24 protein-coding genes are annotated in these 21,655 nt (G+C 60.0%); 14 read left to right on the top strand and 10 right to left on the bottom strand.

Annotation, left to right across the window (positions count from 1 at the left end; all coding sequences use genetic code 11):
• Positions 1 to 33: 33 nt before the first annotated feature.
• Positions 34 to 732, top strand: a complete 699-nt coding sequence (locus tag ASD60_RS24280; RefSeq protein ID WP_056856421.1) for a response regulator — start codon at positions 34 to 36, stop codon at positions 730 to 732.
• 276 nt (positions 733 to 1,008) lie between these two features.
• Here ASD60_RS24280 and ASD60_RS24275 read toward each other — a convergent pair whose 3' ends face one another.
• The gene (locus ASD60_RS24275) at positions 1,009 to 2,049 is read right to left on the bottom strand and encodes a patatin-like phospholipase family protein (protein WP_056856420.1); all 1,041 of its coding nucleotides are present in this window, start codon (positions 2,047 to 2,049) and stop codon (positions 1,009 to 1,011) included.
• A 221-nt stretch (positions 2,050 to 2,270) separates the two neighbouring features.
• On the opposite strand from ASD60_RS24275, the gene ASD60_RS24270 reads away from it, so the two are divergent.
• The 3 genes from ASD60_RS24270 (at position 2,271) to ASD60_RS24260 (ending at position 4,370) form a co-directional block, all read left to right on the top strand.
• A complete protein-coding gene (locus tag ASD60_RS24270; RefSeq protein WP_056856419.1) occupies positions 2,271 to 2,549 on the top strand; it encodes a hypothetical protein in 279 nt (92 codons plus the stop codon).
• A 45-nt stretch (positions 2,550 to 2,594) separates the two neighbouring features.
• Positions 2,595 to 3,362, top strand: coding sequence for a CHAD domain-containing protein (locus tag ASD60_RS24265; RefSeq protein ID WP_056856418.1), 768 nt, complete (start codon positions 2,595 to 2,597; stop codon positions 3,360 to 3,362).
• Positions 3,363 to 3,572: 210 nt separating this feature from the next.
• On the top strand, positions 3,573 to 4,370 hold the full coding sequence (locus ASD60_RS24260) for an acyl-CoA thioesterase (RefSeq protein ID WP_056856417.1): 798 nt from the start codon (positions 3,573 to 3,575) through the stop codon (positions 4,368 to 4,370).
• On the opposite strand, the gene ASD60_RS24255 is transcribed toward ASD60_RS24260, so the two are convergent.
• From ASD60_RS24255 to ASD60_RS24245, 3 genes are all read right to left on the bottom strand, one after another.
• Positions 4,371 to 4,736, bottom strand: a complete 366-nt coding sequence (locus ASD60_RS24255; RefSeq protein ID WP_056856416.1) for an Mpo1-like protein — start codon at positions 4,734 to 4,736, stop codon at positions 4,371 to 4,373.
• Positions 4,737 to 4,882: 146 nt separating this feature from the next.
• A complete protein-coding gene (locus ASD60_RS24250; RefSeq protein ID WP_056856888.1) occupies positions 4,883 to 6,364 on the bottom strand; it encodes a methyl-accepting chemotaxis protein in 1,482 nt (493 codons plus the stop codon).
• Between the two features lie 109 nt (positions 6,365 to 6,473).
• Positions 6,474 to 7,283: a TatD family hydrolase gene (locus tag ASD60_RS24245; protein WP_056856415.1), complete on the bottom strand. Its 810-nt coding sequence runs from the start codon at positions 7,281 to 7,283 to the stop codon at positions 6,474 to 6,476.
• A 234-nt stretch (positions 7,284 to 7,517) separates the two neighbouring features.
• Here ASD60_RS24245 and ASD60_RS24240 point away from each other — a divergent pair, with 234 nt between their 5' ends.
• The 3 genes from ASD60_RS24240 to ASD60_RS24230 all read left to right on the top strand — a co-directional run bounded on the left by ASD60_RS24240 (position 7,518) and on the right by ASD60_RS24230 (position 10,044).
• Positions 7,518 to 8,939 (top strand): transglycosylase SLT domain-containing protein, encoded by a 1,422-nt coding sequence (locus ASD60_RS24240; protein ID WP_056856414.1) that lies wholly within the window; start codon positions 7,518 to 7,520, stop codon positions 8,937 to 8,939.
• 103 nt (positions 8,940 to 9,042) lie between these two features.
• Positions 9,043 to 9,477, top strand: coding sequence for a DoxX family protein (locus ASD60_RS24235; RefSeq protein ID WP_056856413.1), 435 nt, complete (start codon positions 9,043 to 9,045; stop codon positions 9,475 to 9,477).
• A gap of 258 nt (positions 9,478 to 9,735) precedes the next feature.
• Positions 9,736 to 10,044: a hypothetical protein gene (locus ASD60_RS24230; RefSeq protein WP_056856412.1), complete on the top strand. Its 309-nt coding sequence runs from the start codon at positions 9,736 to 9,738 to the stop codon at positions 10,042 to 10,044.
• 17 nt (positions 10,045 to 10,061) lie between these two features.
• Here the strand turns inward: ASD60_RS24230 and greB are convergent, their stop codons facing one another.
• From greB to ASD60_RS24215, 3 genes are read right to left on the bottom strand one after another with little or no spacing between them, the layout of a single operon-like run.
• Positions 10,062 to 10,559 (bottom strand): transcription elongation factor GreB, encoded by a 498-nt coding sequence (gene greB / locus ASD60_RS24225; RefSeq protein WP_056856411.1) that lies wholly within the window; start codon positions 10,557 to 10,559, stop codon positions 10,062 to 10,064.
• Between the two features lie 34 nt (positions 10,560 to 10,593).
• Positions 10,594 to 13,098 (bottom strand): ABC transporter permease, encoded by a 2,505-nt coding sequence (locus tag ASD60_RS24220; RefSeq protein WP_056856410.1) that lies wholly within the window; start codon positions 13,096 to 13,098, stop codon positions 10,594 to 10,596.
• A complete protein-coding gene (locus tag ASD60_RS24215; RefSeq protein WP_034150171.1) occupies positions 13,098 to 13,781 on the bottom strand; it encodes an ABC transporter ATP-binding protein in 684 nt (227 codons plus the stop codon). The genes ASD60_RS24220 and ASD60_RS24215 overlap by 1 nt, the downstream gene beginning before the upstream one ends.
• Before the next feature lie 10 nt (positions 13,782 to 13,791).
• On the opposite strand from ASD60_RS24215, the gene ASD60_RS24210 reads away from it, so the two are divergent.
• From ASD60_RS24210 to ASD60_RS24200, 3 genes are all read left to right on the top strand, one after another.
• Positions 13,792 to 14,397: an arylesterase gene (locus ASD60_RS24210; protein WP_056856409.1), complete on the top strand. Its 606-nt coding sequence runs from the start codon at positions 13,792 to 13,794 to the stop codon at positions 14,395 to 14,397.
• Between the two features lie 56 nt (positions 14,398 to 14,453).
• Positions 14,454 to 14,747: a hypothetical protein gene (locus ASD60_RS24205; RefSeq protein WP_003226812.1), complete on the top strand. Its 294-nt coding sequence runs from the start codon at positions 14,454 to 14,456 to the stop codon at positions 14,745 to 14,747.
• Positions 14,748 to 15,386: 639 nt separating this feature from the next.
• Positions 15,387 to 16,358, top strand: coding sequence for a L,D-transpeptidase family protein (locus ASD60_RS24200; RefSeq protein ID WP_056856408.1), 972 nt, complete (start codon positions 15,387 to 15,389; stop codon positions 16,356 to 16,358).
• 123 nt (positions 16,359 to 16,481) lie between these two features.
• Here the strand turns inward: ASD60_RS24200 and oprI are convergent, their stop codons facing one another.
• Positions 16,482 to 16,733 (bottom strand): outer membrane lipoprotei OprI, encoded by a 252-nt coding sequence (oprI, locus tag ASD60_RS24195; RefSeq protein ID WP_003183784.1) that lies wholly within the window; start codon positions 16,731 to 16,733, stop codon positions 16,482 to 16,484.
• A gap of 637 nt (positions 16,734 to 17,370) precedes the next feature.
• Here oprI and ASD60_RS24190 point away from each other — a divergent pair.
• Positions 17,371 to 17,658 (top strand): GNAT family N-acetyltransferase, encoded by a 288-nt coding sequence (locus ASD60_RS24190; protein WP_020800382.1) that lies wholly within the window; start codon positions 17,371 to 17,373, stop codon positions 17,656 to 17,658.
• Positions 17,659 to 17,730: 72 nt separating this feature from the next.
• On the opposite strand, the gene ASD60_RS24185 is transcribed toward ASD60_RS24190, so the two are convergent.
• Together ASD60_RS24185 and ASD60_RS24180 are read right to left on the bottom strand one after the other, a co-directional pair.
• Entirely contained in the window at positions 17,731 to 18,807 is a 1,077-nt protein-coding gene (locus tag ASD60_RS24185; RefSeq protein ID WP_056856407.1) for a 3-deoxy-7-phosphoheptulonate synthase, read from the bottom strand.
• Between the two features lie 128 nt (positions 18,808 to 18,935).
• Positions 18,936 to 19,379 (bottom strand): PilZ domain-containing protein, encoded by a 444-nt coding sequence (locus ASD60_RS24180; RefSeq protein ID WP_056856406.1) that lies wholly within the window; start codon positions 19,377 to 19,379, stop codon positions 18,936 to 18,938.
• On the opposite strand from ASD60_RS24180, the gene ASD60_RS24175 reads away from it, so the two are divergent.
• From ASD60_RS24175 to ASD60_RS24165, 3 genes are read left to right on the top strand one after another with little or no spacing between them, the layout of a single operon-like run.
• Entirely contained in the window at positions 19,378 to 19,764 is a 387-nt protein-coding gene (locus ASD60_RS24175) for a thioredoxin family protein (protein WP_056856405.1), read from the top strand. The genes ASD60_RS24180 and ASD60_RS24175 overlap by 2 nt on opposite strands.
• Positions 19,761 to 20,714, top strand: coding sequence for a putative 2-dehydropantoate 2-reductase (locus ASD60_RS24170; RefSeq protein ID WP_056856404.1), 954 nt, complete (start codon positions 19,761 to 19,763; stop codon positions 20,712 to 20,714). Before ASD60_RS24175 ends, ASD60_RS24170 begins: the two co-directional genes overlap by 4 nt.
• A gap of 26 nt (positions 20,715 to 20,740) precedes the next feature.
• Positions 20,741 to 21,646 carry a 5'-nucleotidase gene (locus ASD60_RS24165; RefSeq protein WP_056856403.1) on the top strand — a complete coding sequence of 302 codons (906 nt, stop codon included), beginning with the start codon at positions 20,741 to 20,743 and terminating at the stop codon, positions 21,644 to 21,646.
• Positions 21,647 to 21,655: the final 9 nt, after the last annotated feature.

The raw sequence follows: 21,655 nt of genomic DNA, 5'->3' as shown, positions 1-21,655 counted from the left end.
TCTCTTGCCACTTATTTGTATTGATGTGAATTCATGAGCCAGACCGCGACCATCCTGGTCATCGACGACGAACCGCAAATCCGCAAATTCCTGCGTATCAGTCTCGTCTCCCAGGGCTACAAAGTGTTGGAAGCCAGCAACGGGACCGAAGGGTTGGCGCAGGCAGCACTGAACAAGCCGGACCTGCTGGTGCTCGACCTCGGTTTGCCAGACATGGACGGCCAGCAGGTTTTGCGCGAGTTTCGCGAGTGGTCGACGGTGCCGGTATTAGTGCTTTCGGTGCGCGCCGGCGAAGGGCAGAAAGTCCAGGCGCTGGATGGCGGCGCCAATGACTACGTGACCAAACCCTTCGGCATTCAGGAGTTCCTGGCGCGAATTCGTGCGCTGTTGCGCCAGGCACCGGTAGGGGAAGCCCAGCAAGCGGCACTGACCTTCGGCCCGCTGACGGTGGATCTGGCCTATCGCCGGGTTCTGCTCGAAGGCGCCGAAGTGGCACTGACCCGCAAGGAATACGCGGTGCTCGCGCAACTGGCTCGGCATCCCGGGCGAGTCATCACCCAACAGCAATTGCTCAAGGATATCTGGGGGCCGACCCATACCGAAGACAGCCATTACTTGCGGATCGTGGTCGGGCATTTGCGGCAGAAACTGGCGGACGACCCGACTCAACCGCGATTCATCGTGACCGAGGCGGGGGTGGGGTATCGGTTGTTGAGTGACGGCAGTCTGTAGTTTTGTGTTGCCTGAGCAGGCCTCATCGCTGGCAAGCCAGCTCCCACAGGATTGGTGTCGTTGCCTGATCGTTCCCACGCTCTGCGTGGGAACGCCGCCAGGGACGCTCCGCGTTCCGCTTTTGGAAGCGACGCGGAGCGTCACGGGATGCATTCCCACGCGGAGCTTGGGAACGATCGACGACAGGATTGGTTTCGTTCACAAAATCTGTGATCACCTTGATAACTGTGGGAGCTGGCTTGCCAGCGATGGGGCCGTCACCGGCACTCGAGAACCTCAGGAATCCCGCTCGCTTTCATATCGGTCCAGCGTATCGCGCGCAATCTCCCGCCCCAGCGCGATCAATTCCGGTGCCTTGTAGAACTCGAAAAACCGGCACACCCGCTTCGGTACGTTGATCAGAATGTCCGGTGGATAGCCGGCAATCTTGTACTGCGCCAACGACGTCTGCATGACCTCGAAACTCTGGTTGATCAAGTCCAGCAAAGACGCCGGGCCGACGTTGTCGATGATGAATGATCCGGTGGCGGACTTCGGCGCGCCGTCACGTTCAGGCGCTGCGGCGGGTTGCTGGGCTTCGGGTTCGGCAGATTCGATCCAGGGATTGATCTCTGCGGCCTCGGCCATCAACGCTTCCTTCTCCAGCAACAGCAATTGTTCGGCTTGCTTGCGCCGGAACGGCATTTTCGAACCCAGTGAATTGAGCAGGCTGTTGAACCGGCTCTTGAAAGCGGCAGGGCGCTCGATCACCGGCAACTGGTAATGACGCTGGTTGGTGGAGTTGAGATTGACCGCGATGATCAAATCACAATGGCTCGATACCACCGGCACAATCGGCAGCGGGTTGAGAATGCCGCCATCCACCAACATGCGATTGCCTTGCATCACCGGGGTAAACAGACTGGGAATCGCCGCCGAGGCGCGCATGGCCTGGTGCAGGCAGCCTTCCTGGAACCAGATTTCCTGCTGGTTCGTCAGGTCGGTGGCCACTGCCGTGTAGGGAATGCGCAAGTCTTCGATATTGATCTCGCCGACGATCTTGCGGATCTGCCCAAAGACCTTTTCCCCGCGGATCGCCCCCAGGCGAAAACTGACATCCACCAGACGCAAAACATCGAGGTAATCCAGGCTTTCGATCCAGTCGCGATAATCATCGAGCTTGCCGGCGGCATAGATCCCGCCGACCACCGCTCCCATCGAGCAACCAGCGATACAGGCGATATCGTAACCGCGCCGTTCGATTTCCTGGATCACGCCGATATGCGCATAACCCCGGGCTCCACCCGAGCCCAACACCAGTGCGACACGCTTTTTCATGAATCGCCCTCGTTTGAATGGTTCAACAATGCACCCATCGGGGGGCGCGCTTCAATCGGCAAGGTCGCACGGTGCGGCGAACGCGTCGTTTTTTCGACACTCCAGGGCGGCAGATGATTATTCTTGCCCGCGCTATAGTTTGCGCTGGCGATGAACGGCACTTTTCACGTGCCAGACCGTCCTACCTGCATGACTGTTTTCCTATCTCTGAGGTGTATGTGATGAAAGCCTGGATTTGTGTGCCACTGATTGCCCTGGCACTGGCCGGTTGCGCCGGTAAAACTGCTTATCGCGACAGCTGCGGCAGCAACCTCGATGCCGCCTGGCATGAACTGGACCTGGCCAAGGCTGAAGGTTTCGCCGGGACCGTCAGCTACTCCAAGGCCTTGTCATTGTTGACCGCGGCCAAAACCCAGCAACAATTCGAAGGGTTCGAAGGCTGTGCGAAAAAAGCCGAGAAGGCACGCTTCTATATTCGTGAGTCACGTGCCGGCCGTTGAGGCATGATGTAAGTCCACGAGGGCAGGCGAGTCAGGGAGCAAGCGATGTCGGCAATGGTTGATCGATTGGTGGCCCATGTTCTGGGCCTGGAAGTGCGTCTACTGGCCTGCCAGGCGCGTTTGACTGCCCGGACTGACCCTGAGGCCTTGCACGACTTGCGCACTACCGTGCGCCGTTTGCGCAGCCTTTTGCGGCCGTTGCGCGGACTGCCCGGCGTTGAGCAACTGGAAACAGCGGCTTCGGCCGTGGGCGACCTGACCACCCCCTGGCGTGATCGCGAAGTGCTGGCGGCGTATTTGCTCCAGCACGGTCAACCCGACGCTGCGCAGCGGCGGTTGGCGCAGATGGCCGACGCTTATCCGGCCATTGCGAGCAGTGCCGAACTGGCGCAGTTGCTGGTCATCCTTGATGCCTTTCCGCGCTTTCTGCGGGCCTCTCAACGTCAGGGCTTGCTCAAGGGCTTGGGCAAGCGCATCGAGAAACGCCTGGGCAAGCAATGGAAAAAACTCGACCAGGCCCTGCACGATCCCGCCCATGACCGCCATCGCCTGCGCTTGTTGATCAAGCGTGTGCGTTACGGCATCGACGCTTACCCCGAACTGGATCGCTTGCCGAAAGCGGCCATGCCCCGGTTGAAGTCGGCTCAGGGCGCATTGGGCGATTGGCACGACTGCGTGCAATGGCTGGCCATGGCCGAGCAGGAAACGGATTTGCGCCCCTGCGTCGCCGGTTGGCACACCGCCATGGCCCAGGCCGAACAGCGCGCCGACCGAGTGCTGGACAAGCTCAGCGCGGACTGCTTCAAATCCTGAAATCAGTCACTTCCCCCTGTAGGAGCAAAGCTTGCTCGCGATAGCGATCCACCGGACGCCATCGCCGGCAAGCCTCGCTCCTACAAGGCTTGGGATTATACGGGGGGCTTGTGCGGCCCATCTGTCAGTCAATTTGGCCGGAATGTGCGCTGTACAGCCTTCGCCGGCTGGTTAAGATCCCTGCATCCTTTTCCCGATCCTGAGGTTTCCATGCGCTTTTGCGATTTGCTCGACGCCGTCCGCCGCCAACCGTTTGAGCTCACCATCCCGGCCGGGTGGGCTCAGGGACGTGCCAGTTTCGGTGGTTTGGTGGCCGCTTTGCAGTACGAAGCCATGCGCGCAAAAGTTCCGGCGGACCGGCCCGTGCGATCGTTGGCGATCACCTTCGTTGGCCCGGTCGAACCGGAAGTCGCCGTCAGTTTTGAAGTCGACGTGCTGCGCGAAGGCAAAGCCGTCAGCCAGGTGCTGGGCCGCGTAATGCAGAAGGGGCAGGTGGTGACGTTGATTCAGGGCAGTTTCGGCGCCTCGCGTCCGTCTGAAGTGTCGGTACAGGCCGAGCCAGCACCCGAGATGAAGCATTGGGAGGAGTGCCAGGAGCTGCCTTTCATCGAAGGCGTCATCCCGGAATTCATGCGCCATCTGGCGATGCGCTGGAGTGTCGGCGGGCTGCCGTTCAGCGGCAGCACATCGCGTCAGATGGGGGGCTGGGTGCGCTTGCGTGGTGACGTGAAGGAAGAGGCGATCACTGAATCGCACATTCTGGCACTGGTGGACGCCTGGCCGCCGGCGGTGATGCCTTTCTTGAACAAACCGGCCATGGGCAGCACGCTGACCTGGACTATCGAATTCGTCCAACCTCTGCTGGAGCTGAGCACCCTGGACTGGTGCAAGTACCTGGTCGAAACCGAATATGCCGCCAACGGTTACGGGCATGCCGCCGCGAAGATGTGGGACGCGCAAGGTCGATTGATTGCCATGAGCCGGCAAACGGTGACGGTGTTCGCCTGATCAGTGACGGCGGTGGCGTTCACGCCAGGCGCGCCACCAGCCGCCGCTGAGGAAAAATCGCGGGAAGGTCAGGAACTGCTCGACCATCAGGCGCGACACAGCGTCTTTTCGGTCGCTGAACGGCTCGGAGGCTTGTGCTTCGAGGCTGTGGCCATGGCGTTGCAGGCCGAGTGCAGCGATCACCCCGATGATGCCAATGGCAAGGTTCGCCAGATTCAGGCTGAACACGCCGCAGACGATCAACAGAAACGCCACGATGAACAGCGGCACGGCAATCAGGTGCAGCACCAGGTTGGCCGGGTGCTGGTGATTGTTCGGGTAGGCACGCCATTGCCAGGCGGGAAGGTTGGGGTGACGTTTGCCCATGATGCTAATCCTCGATCCATGTTGAACACATGATTGAAGAATAGGCCCGGCCCGAGCGGGCGGCGAATCGAGGTTGGCTATGGCCGTGATAGGCGTCATGGGCAAAAAGGATCGCTTGCACCGCAGCGGCCGCAGGCTGCGAGCTTTTAAAGTTTCAATTGCCCGATGGCCTTGCTCAATTCTCCTGCCAGCGCCGCCAGTTCATGACTGGTGGTTGCCGACCCGACGGTCTGCCGCACGGTGTTTTCGGTGACATCGCGGATGCTCACCACCGCCCGGTTCATCTCTTCCGCCACCTGACTCTGCTGCTCGGCTGCCACAGCAATCTGCGTATTGCTTTCACGCATCTGCGCCACCGCACCGGTAATCTGCACCAGGGCGGCGCCGGCCTCCTGCGCCTGTTGCACGCAATCGTCGGCCTTGAACGAGCTCTCCTGCATGAAGTCCACGGCGTCCCGTGTCCCGGCCTGCAACGCTGACACCATCACGGTGATTTCATCTGTCGAAGCCTGCACACGCTTGGCCAGGTTGCGCACTTCATCGGCGACCACCGCAAAGCCACGGCCCATTTCGCCTGCCCGGGCTGCTTCGATGGCCGCGTTCAATGCCAGCAGATTGGTCTGCTCGGCAATGCTGTGAATCACGTTGACCACGCCGTTGATTTTCTGGCTGTCCTCGGCCAGCCGCTGAATCATCTCGGCGGTTTGCTGCACGCCGGTGGACAGCCCGGCTATCGACTTTTGTACGCGCATGACCACTGCTTGCCCACTGCCGGCCAGGGTGTCGGCCGATTGCGACAAGTCGCGTGTGGCGCCGGCGTGTTGGGCGATGTGGTAGACCGTTGCGGTCATTTCGTTGATGGCGGTGGCGGCTTGATCGGTTTCACTTTGCTGGCCGAGCATGCCGTGCTGCACTTCGTTCATGCTTGAAGCCAGGCGTGCGGCGCCCTCATCCAGCTGCTGCGCTGTGCTGGCGACGGTGATGACCACCCGCTGATAACCGGCCTGCATGGCATTGAAGGCGTTTGCCATCTGCCCGACTTCGTCGTTGCAGGCCAGTGGAACCCGGGCCGACAAATCACCGGTTTTTTCCACGTGAAGCATCACGTCCTTCAAGGTGTTGAGTTGGCTGAGCAGGAAGCGGATCAACAGCTGCGAGGCTCCGAGCATGACCAGCATCAACACGAACACCGCCACCGCGTAGTGGGCGAATCGCTCGCCGAACACCTGGCTCAGGCTCGGCCCATGGGCAAGCACTGCTACGTGCTGGCCGTCCGCGCGCGTGAACACCTCGGCACCCATCAGCAGATTGTCACCGAACAACGGCATGCGATTGATCTCGACCCAGCCCTTGGCATCCGTCAGCTTCGGCAGCGGTTGGTCATTGAGCGAGGGGGCTTGCCCGCGAGTGAACGTCAGCAGGTTTTCGGCTTTGGGCAGCGCTTGCCCGACCGGCCAGGCAGCCAGTAATCGCGCCTGTGCCTGAGCCGATTCCTGCGCGGCGTGCTGGCGTGCCTGTTGCTCGAGCTGCACGGCGTACAGCACCAGCAGCAGGGTGGTAACGAAGGCGACGGCGTTCACCGCCCAGAATTTGTATTTCAGCGAGATATTGCTAAGCCAGGTACCCATGTAGGTCTTCTCTGATAGCGGAAACAGCATTGGCAAGGTGCCATTATTGTGCCGCTATGCAGAGCTTCGAAAGTTGACATGAGTCAACTGGGCACCGCTTTACCTGTGGCTACTGAGGAACTGACGGCAATCGGAAAAACGCCCGTGCGCAGGCGGTCGTGTGCGCCGCCAGATCTTCCTCGGTTTCGGCCCGATGCAATGCCACCTCGCGCAACACCTCGGTCAGGTACGCCGGTTCGTTGCGGCCATTTTTCGGCTTCGGTCGCAGGCTGCGTGGCAGCAGGTACGGCGCGTCGCTTTCCAGCATCAGGCGTCCGCGCTTGATTTCCTTGACCAATGGGTGCAGGTGCGTGCCCCGGCGCTCATCGCAGATCCAGCCAGTCATGCCGATGTGCAAATCCAGATCGAGGTAGCTGAACAGCGCAGACTTTTCGCCGGTGAAGCAATGCACCACGGCGGCGGGCAGTTGGTCGCGGTAGTCGCGCAGGATTTCCAGCAGACGCTGGCTGGCATCCCGCTCGTGCAGGAACACCGGCAATTGCAGTTCAACGGCCATCGCCAGATGTTCTTCCAGGACTTTTTCCTGTTGTGGCCGTGGCGAGAAATCGCGGTTGAAATCCAGTCCGCATTCACCCACGGCGACCACGTTCGGCTCTTTAAGCAGGCTGCGCAGGCGTCGGGCGCTGTCGGCATTCCAGTCGCTGGCCGAGTGCGGGTGAATACCAGCGGTGGCGAACAGCCGTTGCGCGCTGTCATCCAGTTGCCCGCAGAGTTCGAGCGCTTGCTCGCTGCCTTCGACACTGGTACCGGTCAACACCAATTGGCATACGCCAGCGGCATAGGCGCGGTCGAGTACCGCCTGGTGTTTGTCGGCAAAACTGGGGTTGGTCAGGTTGACGCCGATATCGATGAGTTGCATGGTGCTACCTCGGACCAAAGGCCGGAAAGCATATCAGAGCTGTAGATTTATAAGAAAAACCAAGAACTACAACGAGTTATAGCTGTCTTTTGAGCCGCGGGACCGGGCGGGGTGGTCAAGGTTGCCATCACTGTGCCAGTCTTCCGCACTTTGCCAGCGCTCAGGCGCTCAGTTTTTTCGTTTGATTTCATGAAAACACTCATGTGATCAGCCCGAATTCTTTCCGGAGAGTGGATGATTCGTCCCTCGGTTTTGCTATTGCTGTGTTGTTCGCTGCTGCTGCCGATGTCGGCGGTCGCGCGTCTGCCCGGCCCCCTGCAAGCCGTGCCGGCGACCAAGGTCCGAGACTTGACGGAAATTCGCAGCAGTCGAGTGCTGCGGGTGTTGGTCAACCAGAGTCGCAACAGCTCCGGTGAAGTCCAGGGCCAGGCCATCGGCGTCGAATACCATCGCTTGCGCGCCTTTGAGCAATACCTCAATGGTCACGCCCGTGACGGCCAGGAAATCAGCCTCAAGATCATTCCCAAAGCCAAGGATCAACTGCTCGGCGCGTTGCAGCGCGGGGAGGGCGATCTGGTTGCGCCTGGAGAATTGCTCGATTTGCAACCGGGGTTCGCCGTCAGCAGCAGTGAACCGGTGGCCAGGAACATTCCCTTGGTGCTGGTGGGCATCAAGGGTGAGCGCCGCTACACCCGACTTGAACAGTTGTCAGGTAAAACCCTGGCGTTGCCAACGGGCAGCGCCGCCGGGGATGCCATCAGCCAGATCAACCAAAAGCTCGCGCTGCATAAATTGCCAGCGGTCAACATCGAATGGGTCGATCCCAGCCTGGCGGTCGAAGACGTGCTGGAAATGGTCCAGGGCGGGATCTTTCATCTGACCATCGTTGAGCAGCCAATCGCCGAACGCTGGGGCAAGATCCTGCCGAAACTGCGCCTGGATCGACAGGTGCTCATCAGCGAGCCGGGCGAAGAGTTCTGGTTCGTGCGTCGCGATGCTTCGATGCTGCGCGCCAGCATTGATCGCTTTCTCACCGGTTACAAAAAGCCGTCGGATCAGGATGCGGCCTTCCTGCGCATCTATCGGCGCCTGTACCAGGTTCACTACCCACTGGCCAAGGCTGACCGACAACGTCTGGAAAAGCTGCGACCAGTGCTGCAAAAGCATGCCGATGCGCAAAACATGGACTGGTTGAACCTGGCGGCGCTGGCGTTCAAGGAGTCAGGCCTGAAGCCGACGGCGCGCAGTGGCGGTGCGCCGACCGGGCTGATGCAGATCACGCCTTCCGCGGCCCAGCGGGTGGGGGTCAACAATATTCAGGATCTTGATGCCAATGTGCAGGCCGGGGCCAAGTATCTGGCGATGATTCGTCGCAAGTTTTTCGCCAGCCCCAAGCTCAACGAACGCGAGCGAATGGCCTTCGTGCTGGCGGCCTACAACATCGGACCGGAGCGGGTGCAAGGAATGCGTGCCGAGGCACGGCGTCGAGGCCTGAATCCGAACCAGTGGTTTTTCCAGGTCGAGCGCGTTGCCATGGAGCAGGTGGGAATGGGACCTGTCAGCTATGTTAATAGCGTGAACAAGTATTACCTGGCGTTCGATCGGGAGCGGGAGTCGTTGGAGCCCCAGGGGCAGAAGGTTGCCCTTCGTAAGTGATCGAATAAACTGATTGTTAAGGTGGATATTTTGCGCTTTTAACATGAGATTTACTGATTAATATGGCGGCCAACCAACTCACTCTCACAATGGATGACACAGCATGAGCACACTGATCAACAAGGTACTGTTTACCCGCGCTGGCTACGGCCTGACCGTTCTGCGAATTATCGTCGGCATCATCTTCGCTGCCCACGGCTCGCAGAAACTGTTCGGGGCATTTGGTGGCTACGGTCTGGCCGGCACCGCGCAGTACATGGAAAGCATCGGCCTGACGCCAGGCTACCTGATGGCGACGCTGGCAGGTGGTACCGAGTTCTTCGCCGGGCTGGCGTTGATCATCGGCTTGCTGGTGCGGCCGGCCGCGCTGGGCCTGACCTTCCTTTCCCTGGTGGCGATCTTCTCGGTGCATATCAGCAACGGCTTGTTCATGGCCAACAACGGTTATGAGTTCGCTCTCGCACTGCTCGGTGGCAGCATCGCGGTACTGATCGAAGGCGCCGGCAAGCTCTCGGCAGACCGCGCCATCGCCGGCTGACCGCTCTGGCTCAAGGCAAAGGCCCGCACAATGAGCATTGTGCGGGCCTTTTTTTGTTACGCGTCATTCTTGACACTGTCCGGTCAGCTTCTCTAGGATGCTGCCCATGCGCCGATTTAAACAGCTACTTGCGGGGCGCCAGGTGACTCATTCAGTTGCCGATAGAAGCTTGAAACAGGCTTCGAAATACCGCTAAAGCGCTGGTTCGGTGTTGCCTCTCACCTGCCATGCAGACTTTTGAGGCAGAGACACGACACGATGAATGCACTAAACCCTGTAGTACGTCCCGCGCCGATCACGGCACACCTCACCCAGCGCAATCCAAAAATCCTGCTTGGCGGCAAGCATCAGCCGACGCTCCTGCGTTATCTCGATGGTTGGCCACGTCGTAACGGCGGTCCCGCTGCGTTCCTGATCCAGTTCGTCGACGACGGCGAATCCCTCGCCCGTTTTGCCAGCGACAGTTTTGATCTGGCGGTGATTCAATCGCCAAACCTCGAAGACGCCCCCGAAGTCATCAGGCAACTGACCCGTGTCGCCCGGCAAGGGCTGATTACCCGTCGCTGAATGCCGAGCGCTACGGCTTACGGATAGTCGATCGAAACGATGTACACACATTGTTCGCCGGTAGGCGTCTGGACTCGCACTTCGGCGTCCAGAGCCTTGCCGATCAAGGCGCGGGCCAGCGGTGAATCGATGCTGATCAGGCCCTGTTTCAAGTCCAGCTCATCCGGCCCGACGATGCGATAACGGGACTCTTTGCCGTCCTCGTCCTCGATGGTGACCCACGCACCGAAATAGACTTTGTTCGGGTCGCTGGGCTTTTCACTGACGACCTTGAGCGCTTCCAGGCGTTTAGTGAGAAACCGCACGCGACTGTCGATTTCCCGCAGCATCTTTTTGCCGTAGGTGTATTCAGCGTTTTCCGAGCGATCGCCCTGTGCCGCCGCTTCGCTGACAGACTGCGTGACTTGCGGCCTACGGACATGCCAAAGCTCATGAAACTCGGCACGCATCCGCGCTTCACCTTCGGGGGTGATCAGCGCGGTGCCGGCGGTTCGGGGAGGGCGGTAGCGGCTCATGGCGACTTCTTGTGATTAAGAGCGCTTGAGTTTATCAACCCTCGCGCAAAACTGTCAGCGGGCTGGCATTCAAGGCGCGGCGAGTGCCGAATACACCGGCGCCGCCGATCAGCACAGCACCGATCAATGGCAACACCAGCAGCCACGGATGCGGATGCCAGGGCAGGTCGAACGCATATCGGTAAAGCACCAGGCTCACGACTTCCGAGCCCAGCGCTGCCAGCAAGCCGCTGACTGCGCCCAGCAAACCGAACTCGATTCGCCGCGCCTTGACCAGCAATTGCCGCTCTGCACCCAGCGCCCGCAATAAAGCGCCCTGACGAATGCGCTCGTCCAGTGTCGCTTGCAGGCCGGAAAACAACACCGCCATCCCCGCTGCCAGCACGAATAACAGCACGTACTCCACCGCCAGGGTGACCTGGGCGAGGATGCTGCGCAGCTGCGCCAACAGCGCCTCGACTTGCAAAATGGTCACCGCCGGAAAGGCTCGGGACAGATCGACGATCTGCTGGTCATGACCCGATGCGAGGTAGAAGCTGGTCAGGTAAGTTGCCGGCAGGTCCTTCAAGGTCCCGGGCTGGAAGATCATGAAGAAGTTCGGCTGGAAGTTATCCCAGTTGATCTCCCGCAGACTGGTGACTTTGGCCTCGCGATTGACCCCGCCGACGGTGAAGATCAGATGGTCGCCGAGCTTGAGCTTCAGGCTCTCGGCGACCTTGCCCTCCACCGAGACGCCGGGAATGTCATCCGGCGCCTGCTCGGGCCACCAGTTGCCGGCAGTGAGTTTGTTGCCCGCTGGCAAGTCCGCCGCCCAGGTCAGGCTCAAGTCCCGCTGGATCGCCCGGTCACCTGCGGACTCCTTGGTGACGATCTGCTGCACTGGCTCGCCGTTGATGCTGATCAGGCGTCCCGGTACCACCGGATACAGCGGCGCCGATTGCGCCGACAACTCCATCAGGCGATCGGCGAAGGCCTGTTTATCCCCCGGCAGAATGTTCAGCGCAAAGTAGTTCGGTGCATTTTTCGGCAACTGGTTCTGCCAGGTATCGAGCAATTCACCGCGCAGCAGCGCAATCAACGCCATCGACAGCAGGATCAGGCCGAATGCCAGTGATTGTCCCGCCGCCGCCAGAGGATGGCGCAACAATTGACCCAGCCCCAGCCGCCACGGCAAAGACGCACGGGCCAGCATTCGCCGCAGACTTTTCAGCAGCAGCAACAACAAGCCACCCAGCACCAGCGCCGCAACGACGCCACCACCGAGCAGGGCGAAGGTCAGCAGAAGGTCCAGGCTCAGGCGCCACATGATCAGGCCGAGGGCGCCCAATGCAGCGCCGTAGACCATCCAGGAACTCGACGGGATCGGCAGCATGTCCCGCCGCAACACCCGCAGCGGTGGTACCCGACCCAGTGCAGCCAGTGGCGGCAAGGCAAACCCGGCCAGTGCAACCAAACCTGTGCCGATTCCGGCGAAGGCCGGAAACAGGCCGCCGGGCGGCACATCGGTCGGCAACAAGTCGTGCAGCAGGGCGAACAGGCCAAGTTGCGCAAGCCAGCCGATGACCGCGCCGGTGATGCTGGCGAGCAGGCCGAGGACGGCCAGTTGCAGACTGAACAGCACCAGGGTTTCCCGGCGGGACAAACCAAGGCAGCGCAACAGCGCACTGGCATCGAAGCGGCGAGTGGCGAAGCGCGTTGCCGACAGCGCCACGGCGACACCGGCCAGCAGCACCGCGACCAGACTGGCCATGTTCAAATAACGCTCGGCCTTGCCCAGTGCGCCGCCAATCTGCCGGTTGCCATCGCGCGCATCCTGGATGCGCTGATTGGCGGCCAGGCCGGGTTTGATCAATTGACGATAGAGCTCCAGCGTCTCGGCGTTCCCGCGCCAGAGCTCGCGGTAACTGACCCGGCTGCCGGGTTGCACGACGCCGGTGGCGGCAAGGTCGTTGAGATTGATCAGCACGCGCGGCGTCAAACTGTAGAAGTTGCCCGCACGGTCCGGTTCGTAGGTCAACACGCGCGCCAGTGTCAGGGTTTTCATGCCCACATCGATGCTGTCGCCGATCTTCAGGTTCAGCGCTGTCAGCAATCGGGCTTCGACCCAGGCTTCGCCGGGTTTCGGTCTCCCTCCGGGTGCTTCCGGGGCGAAAGGGGCGGGGGCGCTTTTCAGTTCGCCGCGCAGTGGATAGAGATCGTCGGCAGCCTTGATGCTGGACAGTTGAATGCCGTTGTCGGTGGCGATGACGCTGGAAAACTCCACCACTTGCGCATGTTGCAGACCCAGCTCGGTGCCGCTTCTGATTTGTTCCGGGCGCGCTTCGGAGCTGCCTTCCAGCACCAGATCGGCCCCGAGGAATTCGGTGGCGCGCAGCATCATGGCACCGTTCAGGCGAGCGCCGAAATAACCAATGGCAGTACTCGCGGCCACGGCCACCAATAACGCGAAAAACAATACCCGCAATTCACCGGCGCGAGCGTCGCGCAGCAGTTGGCGGATGGCGAGGCTGAACAGGCGCAACAGCGGCAGACGTGCCATCAAGGCTCCAGAGGGGCGACCAGCAGGCCGGCTTCAAGACGGATCAGGCGCCGGCAGCGATGTGCCAGGCGTTCATCGTGGGTCACCAGCACCAGCGTCGTGCCGCGTTCCTTGTTGAGTTCGAACAACAGATCGCTGATGCGCTCACCAGTGTGGCTGTCGAGATTGCCGGTTGGCTCGTCGGCGAAGAGCACATCGGGCTCGGCGGCAAACGCCCGGGCAATTGCCACGCGCTGCTGTTCGCCGCCGGAGAGCTGGCGGGGCGAGTGGGTCAGGCGTTGGCCCAGGCCGACCCGTTGCAGCAGCTCGGTGGCGCGGCCACGGGCGTCCTTGCGGCCATCGAGTTCCAGCGGCAGCATGACGTTTTCCAGGGCATTGAGGCTGTCGAGCAACTGGAAGGACTGAAAAACAAAACCGACATGCTCGGCGCGAATTCGTGCGCGCTGGTCTTCATCCAGATTGCTCAGGCCTTGGCCGGCGAGTGTGACTTCGCCGCTGCTCGGCAGGTCGAGGCCGGCGAGCAGGCCCAGAAGGGTGGATTTGCCGGAACCGGACGCGCCAACGATGGCCAGGCTGTCGCCCTTGTTCAGTTCCAGGCTGAGTTCGTGCAGGATAGTCAGTTCACCTTCCGCGCTGGGAACCACTTTGCTGAGGTTCTTCGCGGTGAGTATGCTTGCGCCCATGGAGAATCCGATGCGTGTGTGGTTTTTGAGTGCTGGCCTGGCCTTGATGTGCATGGCCCAGAACGCAGCGGCGGGTACTGTCCTGATCGTTGGCGATAGTATCAGCGCCGGTTTCGGGCTGGATACCCGGCTGGGGTGGGTGTCGTTGCTTGAGCAGCGGCTCAAGCGCGAAGGTTTTGACGATAAAGTGGTCAATGCGTCCATCAGCGGCGACACCAGTGCCGGTGGCCAGGCGCGGCTGCCGGCGCTGCTTGCAGAGCATAAGCCGGAGTTGGTGATCCTCGAATTGGGCGGCAATGACGGACTGCGTGGACTGCTCCCAACACAATTGCAACAAAATCTTGCTTCGATGATCGACAGCTCCCGCGCCAGCGGTGCCAAGGTGCTGTTGCTCGGCATGCAGTTGCCACCCAATTATGGCGCGCGTTACACCAAGGCTTTCGCTGATGTCTACAGCAACCTGGCCGACGAGAAGAAAATCCCGCTGGTGCCGTTTTTTCTCGAAGGCGTGGGCGGTCATCCCGACCTGATGCAGGCCGATGGCATACACCCGGCGGCCGGGGCTCAGGACAAGTTGCTGGAAAATGTCTGGCCTACCCTAAAACCGCTGTTATGACACTTTTCTAGCGGCAGGCTTTCGGCTAAGGTGGCGCCCCCGATTTGGAGCCCCCGATGCCGCGTCCTGCCTGGTCACTATTTGCCTATCAACTGATCGAGCCTGACGAACAGCTGGATCTGTTCGCCTGCCAGGAAGTACGGGTACATCTTGTGACACGGCAACTGGAGTTGGGCGGCTCGGCGGACCGGACCTTGTGCGGCAGCCTGTTGCCGGCGCAGCCTCGTTGGTCGAGTGTTGATCGTCGGGTGTTCCAGGATCAGCGCCTGTGTTCGCTGTGCCGCGCCATTCTCGAATCGCAAAAACGCGGGACTTCGCCGATCTGGCCTGAGTTGCGGTTTGAGCTTTGATCTGACATCGCGTCTTGACGGTGTACATATCCATTTCTGCGGTAACGGCGGCTTAGGGTTTCGCCCTTACGGCGAGTCACTTTTTTTACAAACGCCTAAAAAAAGTAACCAAAAACTCCGGCATTCATCCGGGGGCATCGCCTCCGGTCTGCTTCGCGACGACCTCCTCTCGATGTGTGCGGCTACGCCGCACGGCGCTGCGCGCCCACCCCCAGGATGAACGCCTCCACTCAGCCTGCCGAGGGGGCGGGTGAATCAAAAGCGGCAGGCGAGCTAACGCTCGGCCTGGAGTGGTTAAAAGCAACGGCAGGCGAGCTAACGCTCGACCTAGAGTGGTTAAAAGCAACGGCGCTTGTGTGGCGTTGTGCTGTTGCTTTTTGATGTGAGTACCACAAGACCCTGTGGGAGCTGGCTTGCCAGCGATGGGGGCCTCACAGCCGACCAATCTCTACCAACTGCCGCCAATCCAACTGTAGGAGCCAGCCTGCTCGCAAAAACGTCCAGACTCCACTTTCATCCCGACAGGGCACATCATCGTTGAGACCATCGCCAGCAATCAGGCAACCTCCCCGAAATAACAGACAGCGGTGTACAATCGCGTTCTTATACCCTCTGTTGATCATGCGAAGGATTTTCCGGATGTTGCCGCGCTTTCCTGCCGTCACCCGCTGCCTGACACTTGCCGCTCTCTGTGTAGCGGGCCCCGTCGCAGCATTGGAGCTGCCACTACCACCGCCTGGGGAAGACATCGTCGGCCAGGTGCAAGTGATCAAGGCCAAATACGAAGATACCTTCGCCGACCTTGGCACCACCTACGACCTGGGCTACACGGAAATGGTCGCGGCCAACCCGGGCGTGGACCCATGGCTGCCGGGCGCCGGCACCGAAATCGTGCTGCCGACCCGCTTCATTCTGCCGCCGGGGCCGCGTGAAGGCATCGTCATCAACCTCGCCGAGTACCGCCTCTACTACTTCCCGAAAGGCCGGAACGTGGTCTACACCTTCCCGCTGGGAATCGGTCGTGAAGGCTGGGGCTCGCCGATTGCCCACACCAGCATCATCGCCAAGACGCCAAACCCGACCTGGACGCCTCCAGCATCGATCAAGGCCGAGCACGCCGCCGACGGCGACCCGTTGCCGAATGTGGTGCCGGCCGGCCCGGACAACCCGCTGGGGCCGTTCAAGTTCACCCTGGGCACCCCGGGCTACCTGATCCACGGTTCGAACAAGAAATTCGGCATCGGCATGCGCACCAGCCACGGCTGCTTCCGCATGTTCAACAACAACGTGCTGGAAATGGCCGGCATGGTGCCAGTCGGGACGTCGGTGCGGATCATCAACGACTCCTACAAGTTCGGCGTGAGTGGCGGCAAGGTTTACCTGGAAGCGCACACACCACTGGACGACAAGGGCAATCCGTCGGTGGTCGACAAGCACACGGCTGTGATCAATGCGATGCTCAAGCGTGAAGACATCACCAATAATCTGCGCATGAATTGGGATGTGGTACGTGATGTAGTGGCAGCCGAAGATGGTCTGCCGGTGGAAATCGGCGTACCGAGCACGGCCGCTCCGATGGTATCGAGCGCACCCCTCGACCCGCTGCAGTAATGCTTGAAAGGAGCCCGTCGATGTTGCTCGCATCGACGGGTTTTTTTATGCCTGCATCAAAAGCCGGGCAATAAAAAAGCCGACCCAAAAATGGGTCGGCTTGATAACAATCCCGAAGGACTATTACTTGCGGCTAGCTTTTTCCAGCATGCGCAGAGCACGCTCGTTAGCTTCGTCAGCAGTCTGTTGTGCTTTTTGAGCAGCAGCCAGAGCTTCATCAGCTTTACGGTAAGCTTCGTCTGCACGAGCCTGGGAGCGAGCAGCTGCGTCTTCAGTAGCGGTCAGACGTGCTTCGGTTTCTTTCGATGCGCTGCTGCAACCGGTAGCCAGAACTGCGGCCAGAGCCAGAGCAGAGAATTTCAGAACGTTGTTCATCGTGTTCCCCTTCAAGGACTTTCTATTAAGTAGCTGTCTCCTCAGAGTGAGGAAATAGCCGGCGTACATACTACCCATAAGTTGTAGTAAGTAAAACTGACGTGACGCAAGAAGCCTAAAAAATTGTAGGCGTTGATTCTTTTTCGAGCAACTTTTAACTGCGCTGTATAAAAAATATCCAGCTAGAAGGCCCGAGCTGAGCGAGCCGGCGAAGAAAAGTTCCCGAGGTTCGAGGCTCTTTTTCCAGTCTTGGCTAAAGTCTGGCTAGATGGACTGTCTACACTTTTGTTCGAATTCTGCGTGGCGCCTCTCAATATCTTTCTCCTTATTCAGGTGACTTTAACAACGGGCGCTCGTCTTAAGTCTCAATATCCGGCAATGTTCAGGCTTGCGACCTTGGTGATCTTCGGTCGAGCCCGTCCTGCGTGACCCGGAGCGGCACCTGCCAACCTGCATGATGACGAGCGTACCTTGAGCATTTCTGCCAATGGTGCCTACTATTTGTACGTGCTCGGTTGCGCGAGATCGGTGTAGCTCTTCTCGGTGTCCATTCAGGCACGGGGTGGCGTAGATGTTCCTTCGCCGGAAAAACATCGGTAAGGTAGGGGTCGGAATCCAAGACCCGCGAGGAGTAGTGATGAGCGAGGCGTTGTCCATCCACCATGACCAGGCTGGTCATCAGTTCGAGACCAATGTGGACGGTCATCGTGCCTACCTGACTTATATGGATCTGGGGAAACAGACCCTGGATATCTATCGCACGTTCGTGCCTAACGCACTGCGTGGTCGGGGTATTGCAGCGGCACTGACCGAGCAGGCGTTGCAGTACGCCGAAGAGATGGGCTACACGGTTATCCCGTCGTGTTCCTACGTCGAACGCTACATGGAGCGTCACCAGCGGCATGCGGCCAAGCTGAGCCAGTGACCTTCAACAAAACGAATGCATAAAAAAACGCCGGGTTCAGCCCGGCGTTTTTTTGTCTGCCGCAAATGGCGATCAGGTGCGTTTGCGTTTCGGCAGCACGTCCTTGAGCTTGGCATGCATGCTGCGCAAGGTGTTTTCGGTCGCTGTCCAGTCGATGCAGGCATCGGTGATCGACACACCGTATTGCAGGTCGGCGAGGTCTTTCGGGATAGCCTGGCAACCCCAGTTCAGGTGGCTTTCGACCATCAGGCCGATGATCGACTGGTTGCCTTCGAGGATCTGGTTGGCGACGTTCTCCATCACCAGCGGTTGCAGGGCCGGATCCTTGTTGGAGTTGGCGTGGCTGCAATCGACCATGATGTTCGGCTTGATCTTCGCTTTGTTCAGCGCTTGCTCGCACAGAGCGACGCTGACCGAGTCGTAGTTAGGCTTGCCGTTGCCGCCGCGCAGCACGACGTGACCGTAGGCGTTGCCCTTGGTGGTCACGATCGACACGCCACCTTCCTGGTTGATCCCCAGGAAGCGGTGCGGGCTGGAAACCGATTGCAGGGCGTTGATCGCCACGGTCAGGCCGCCATCGGTGCCGTTCTTGAAGCCGACAGCCGAGGACAGGCCGGAGGCCATTTCACGGTGAGTCTGCGATTCGGTGGTGCGCGCGCCGATGGCCGACCAGCTGATCAGGTCCTGCAGATATTGCGGGGAGATCGGATCGAGGGCTTCGGTGGCGGTTGGCAAGCCCATTTCGGCCAGGTCCAGCAGCAGTTGACGACCGATGTGCAGCCCGTCCTGGATCTTGAACGAGTCGTCCAGATACGGATCGTTGATCAAGCCTTTCCAGCCGACGGTGGTGCGTGGCTTCTCGAAATACACACGCATGACCAGATACAGGGTATCGGACACTTCTGCGGCGAGAACCTTCAGGCGCTCGGCGTATTCGTGGGCTGCCTTGATGTCGTGGATCGAGCAAGGCCCGATGACGACGAACAGGCGATGGTCGGTGCCATCGAGAATATTGCGAATGACTTCGCGGCCCTTGGTCACGGTGCGCAACGCAGCGTCGCTCAGGGGAATATCGCGCTTGAGCTGATCGGGGGTGATCAGTGTCTCGTTGGAGGCGACGTTTAGGTCGTTGATCGGTAAATCAGCCATCGTTTACTCGTCAGGTCACGGGTGCCGGCCGCCAGCGAACCCGCGCGGCGGAGCACAGCAAATTAAGCGCGTCGGGGAGCCGAACCTTAGCGCGTTACACCGTGGCTAGACAATGGGCTGGCAGCGCTTTAATCCAGTACAGGCTGTGCAAATGCCTTGCGAACCGTTTCGTGAGAGAACTCGTCGGCGTGTTCCTGGACCCACTCGAGCGCCAGTGCCTGAACTTCCTGCAGGTCATTGTGGGGATCGTGCTGGCGGCAATAACGCTCGATCTGGCACACCTGCTCACCCATTCGGGCACTGAACAGCGTCTGTTCGTCGACGAAGGCAATGCCAACCAGATAGCCATGTTTTCGTCGCAGGCACCAGGCTACATAGCCCGGAAAACGCAGGTCGGGATTGAGCGTCGGCATGCGCACTTCGAGCGCCGTGCCGTGGCGCCACGCGCGGTGATAATTGCATGCCATGCCCCCGAGGCTGATAGTGTGCAGCTGTCGTCGCGAAATACACTCGGGTTTGAGCAACGTTAATTCCACGGGTACATCGTCAGGATGAGGAATGAATCGTCCCATGAACACGGACTCCATGTGTCGGCCATCTGACATTGTTTCTCCCAGTATAGTGGTCGAATCGGAACTGACCGATTTCGACGCCGACCAACGGCTGCTGACGATGAACGGTGTGTCGCTGGTGATTTTCACCAGTGTCGGCTGTTCCAGTTGCCGTTTCGCCCGCGAGCAATTGCCGTCACTCGATCTGGCAGTCGATCGCCTGTGCTGGATCGATGCCGGGAACAATGGCGGGGTGGTCGAGCGATATCAGGTTTTTCATTTGCCGGCGCTGTTCGTGGTACGCGACGGTGAATTCTTCGGGGCATTGCATTCGCGCCTGACCGGCACCGAACTCAATCGGGCGATACGTCAGGCGCTGAGTCGAACAGCAGAGGAGTTGCCATGATAGGGACAGTTGCGAAACCGACCATCGGTATGATCGGAACCGGTGCAATCGGTGGTTTCTACGGGGTGATGCTGGCGCGAGCCGGTTTCGATGTGCATTTTCTGCTGCGCAGCGAGTTTTCCGTGGTGGCCGAACGCGGGTTGCTGGTGAACCATGCAGCCCATGGTGCGCTGACATTGAATCCGGTCAAGGCCTATTCGAGCGCAGAAGACATGCCACCGTGCGACTGGTTGCTGGTCGGCGCCAAGACCACCAGCAACGCGGATCTGGCACCGGCGATCCTGCAAGCCGCCGCACCGAATGCAAAGGTCCTGTTGTTGCAGAATGGCCTGGATGTCGAAGACAGCCTGCGCGAACTGCTTCCTGACTCGCTGCATCTGCTGGGTGGGCTTTGCTATATCTGCGTTCATCGGGAAGGGCCGGGCGTCATTACCCATCAGGCGCTCGGTGCCGTGCATGTCGGCTACCACAGCGGCCCCGCCGATGAATCGGCGCGGATTGCGATCGTCGAAGAAGGTGTCGGCTTGTTCCAGGCCGCGGGCATCGACTCTCAGGCCATGGCGAACCTGCATCAGGCACGTTGGCAAAAACTGGTCTGGAATATCCCTTACAACGGTCTGTCGGTGTTGCTCGGGGCCAGCACCACACCCTTGATGGCCGATGCCGACAGCCGGGAAATGATCAAGGCGCTGATGGCCGAGGTGGTGCAGGGCGCAATCGCCTGTGGTCACGAGGTGCCAGCGGGTTACGCCGAGCACCTGTTCCTGATGACCGAGAAAATGCCTGACTACTGGCCGAGCATGTATCACGATTTTCTGCACAAGCGACCGCTGGAGCTACAGGCTATCTATGCCCGGCCACTGGCCGCGGCCAAAGCGGCGGGATGTGAACTGCCACGAATCGAGGCGTTGTATCGCAGCTTGAGTTTTATCGATCGACGTAATACTTGAGTTGATCAAGGCAATGGGGGAAGGGGATGCCAAACGTAATTGACGACAAACTGGTGCTGGCGATTTCGTCGCGCGCATTGTTCGACCTGAGTGACAGCCACAAGGTCTACCTGTCGAGCGGCGTCGAAGCTTACCGGCAATATCAGATCGAACACGAAGACGAAATCCTCGAGCCCGGTGACGCGTTTCCCTTGGTGCAAAAACTCCTGAATCTCAACGCCAGCCTTGGACGTGCCCGGGTCGAGGTGGTCCTGGTGTCGCGCAACAGCGCCGATACCGGTCTGCGGGTATTCAATTCGATTCATCACTACGGGCTGGCGATCTCCCGCGCGGCATTCGTTGGCGGGCGCAGTCCTTACCCATACCTCAAGGCGTTTGGCTGCGATCTGTTTCTTTCGACTCACGCCGAAGACGTGCGCAGTGCGCTGGACGCGGGTTTCGCCGCGGCAACCATTTTGTCCGGCGGTGCCAGCCGCGCGGCCAGCGACGAACTGCGCATCGCGTTTGACGGCGATGCGGTGCTGTTTTCCGATGAGTCGGAGCGCGTTTACCAGGCCGGTGGTCTGGAGGCATTTCAGGCCAGTGAACGCGAAGCGGCGCGCCAGCCTTTGCGCGGCGGGCCGTTCAAGGGCTTCCTCGCCGCTCTCAATTTGTTGCAGCGCGAGTTCCCGGATGGCGAATGCCCCATCCGCACGGCGCTGGTGACCGCACGTTCGGCGCCGGCCCATGAACGGGTGATTCGCACATTGCGCGAATGGGATATTCGTCTGGACGAGTCGCTGTTCCTCGGTGGCCTGACCAAGTCGGCATTCCTCGAAGCCTTTGCCGCGGATGTGTTTTTCGATGATCAGGCCGGTCACTGCGAGCTGGCCCGTGAAGTCGTCGCCACCGGTCATGTGCCACATGGCATAAGCAACGAACAAAAGATTTAAGCCTGCCGT

The sequence above is a fragment of the Pseudomonas sp. Root562 genome, from assembly GCF_001427125.1.
Classification (GTDB): Bacteria; Pseudomonadota; Gammaproteobacteria; order Pseudomonadales; family Pseudomonadaceae; genus Aquipseudomonas.
The sequence above is the reverse complement of the archived record's forward strand: the minus strand, read 5'-3'. Positions and strand labels throughout refer to the sequence as shown.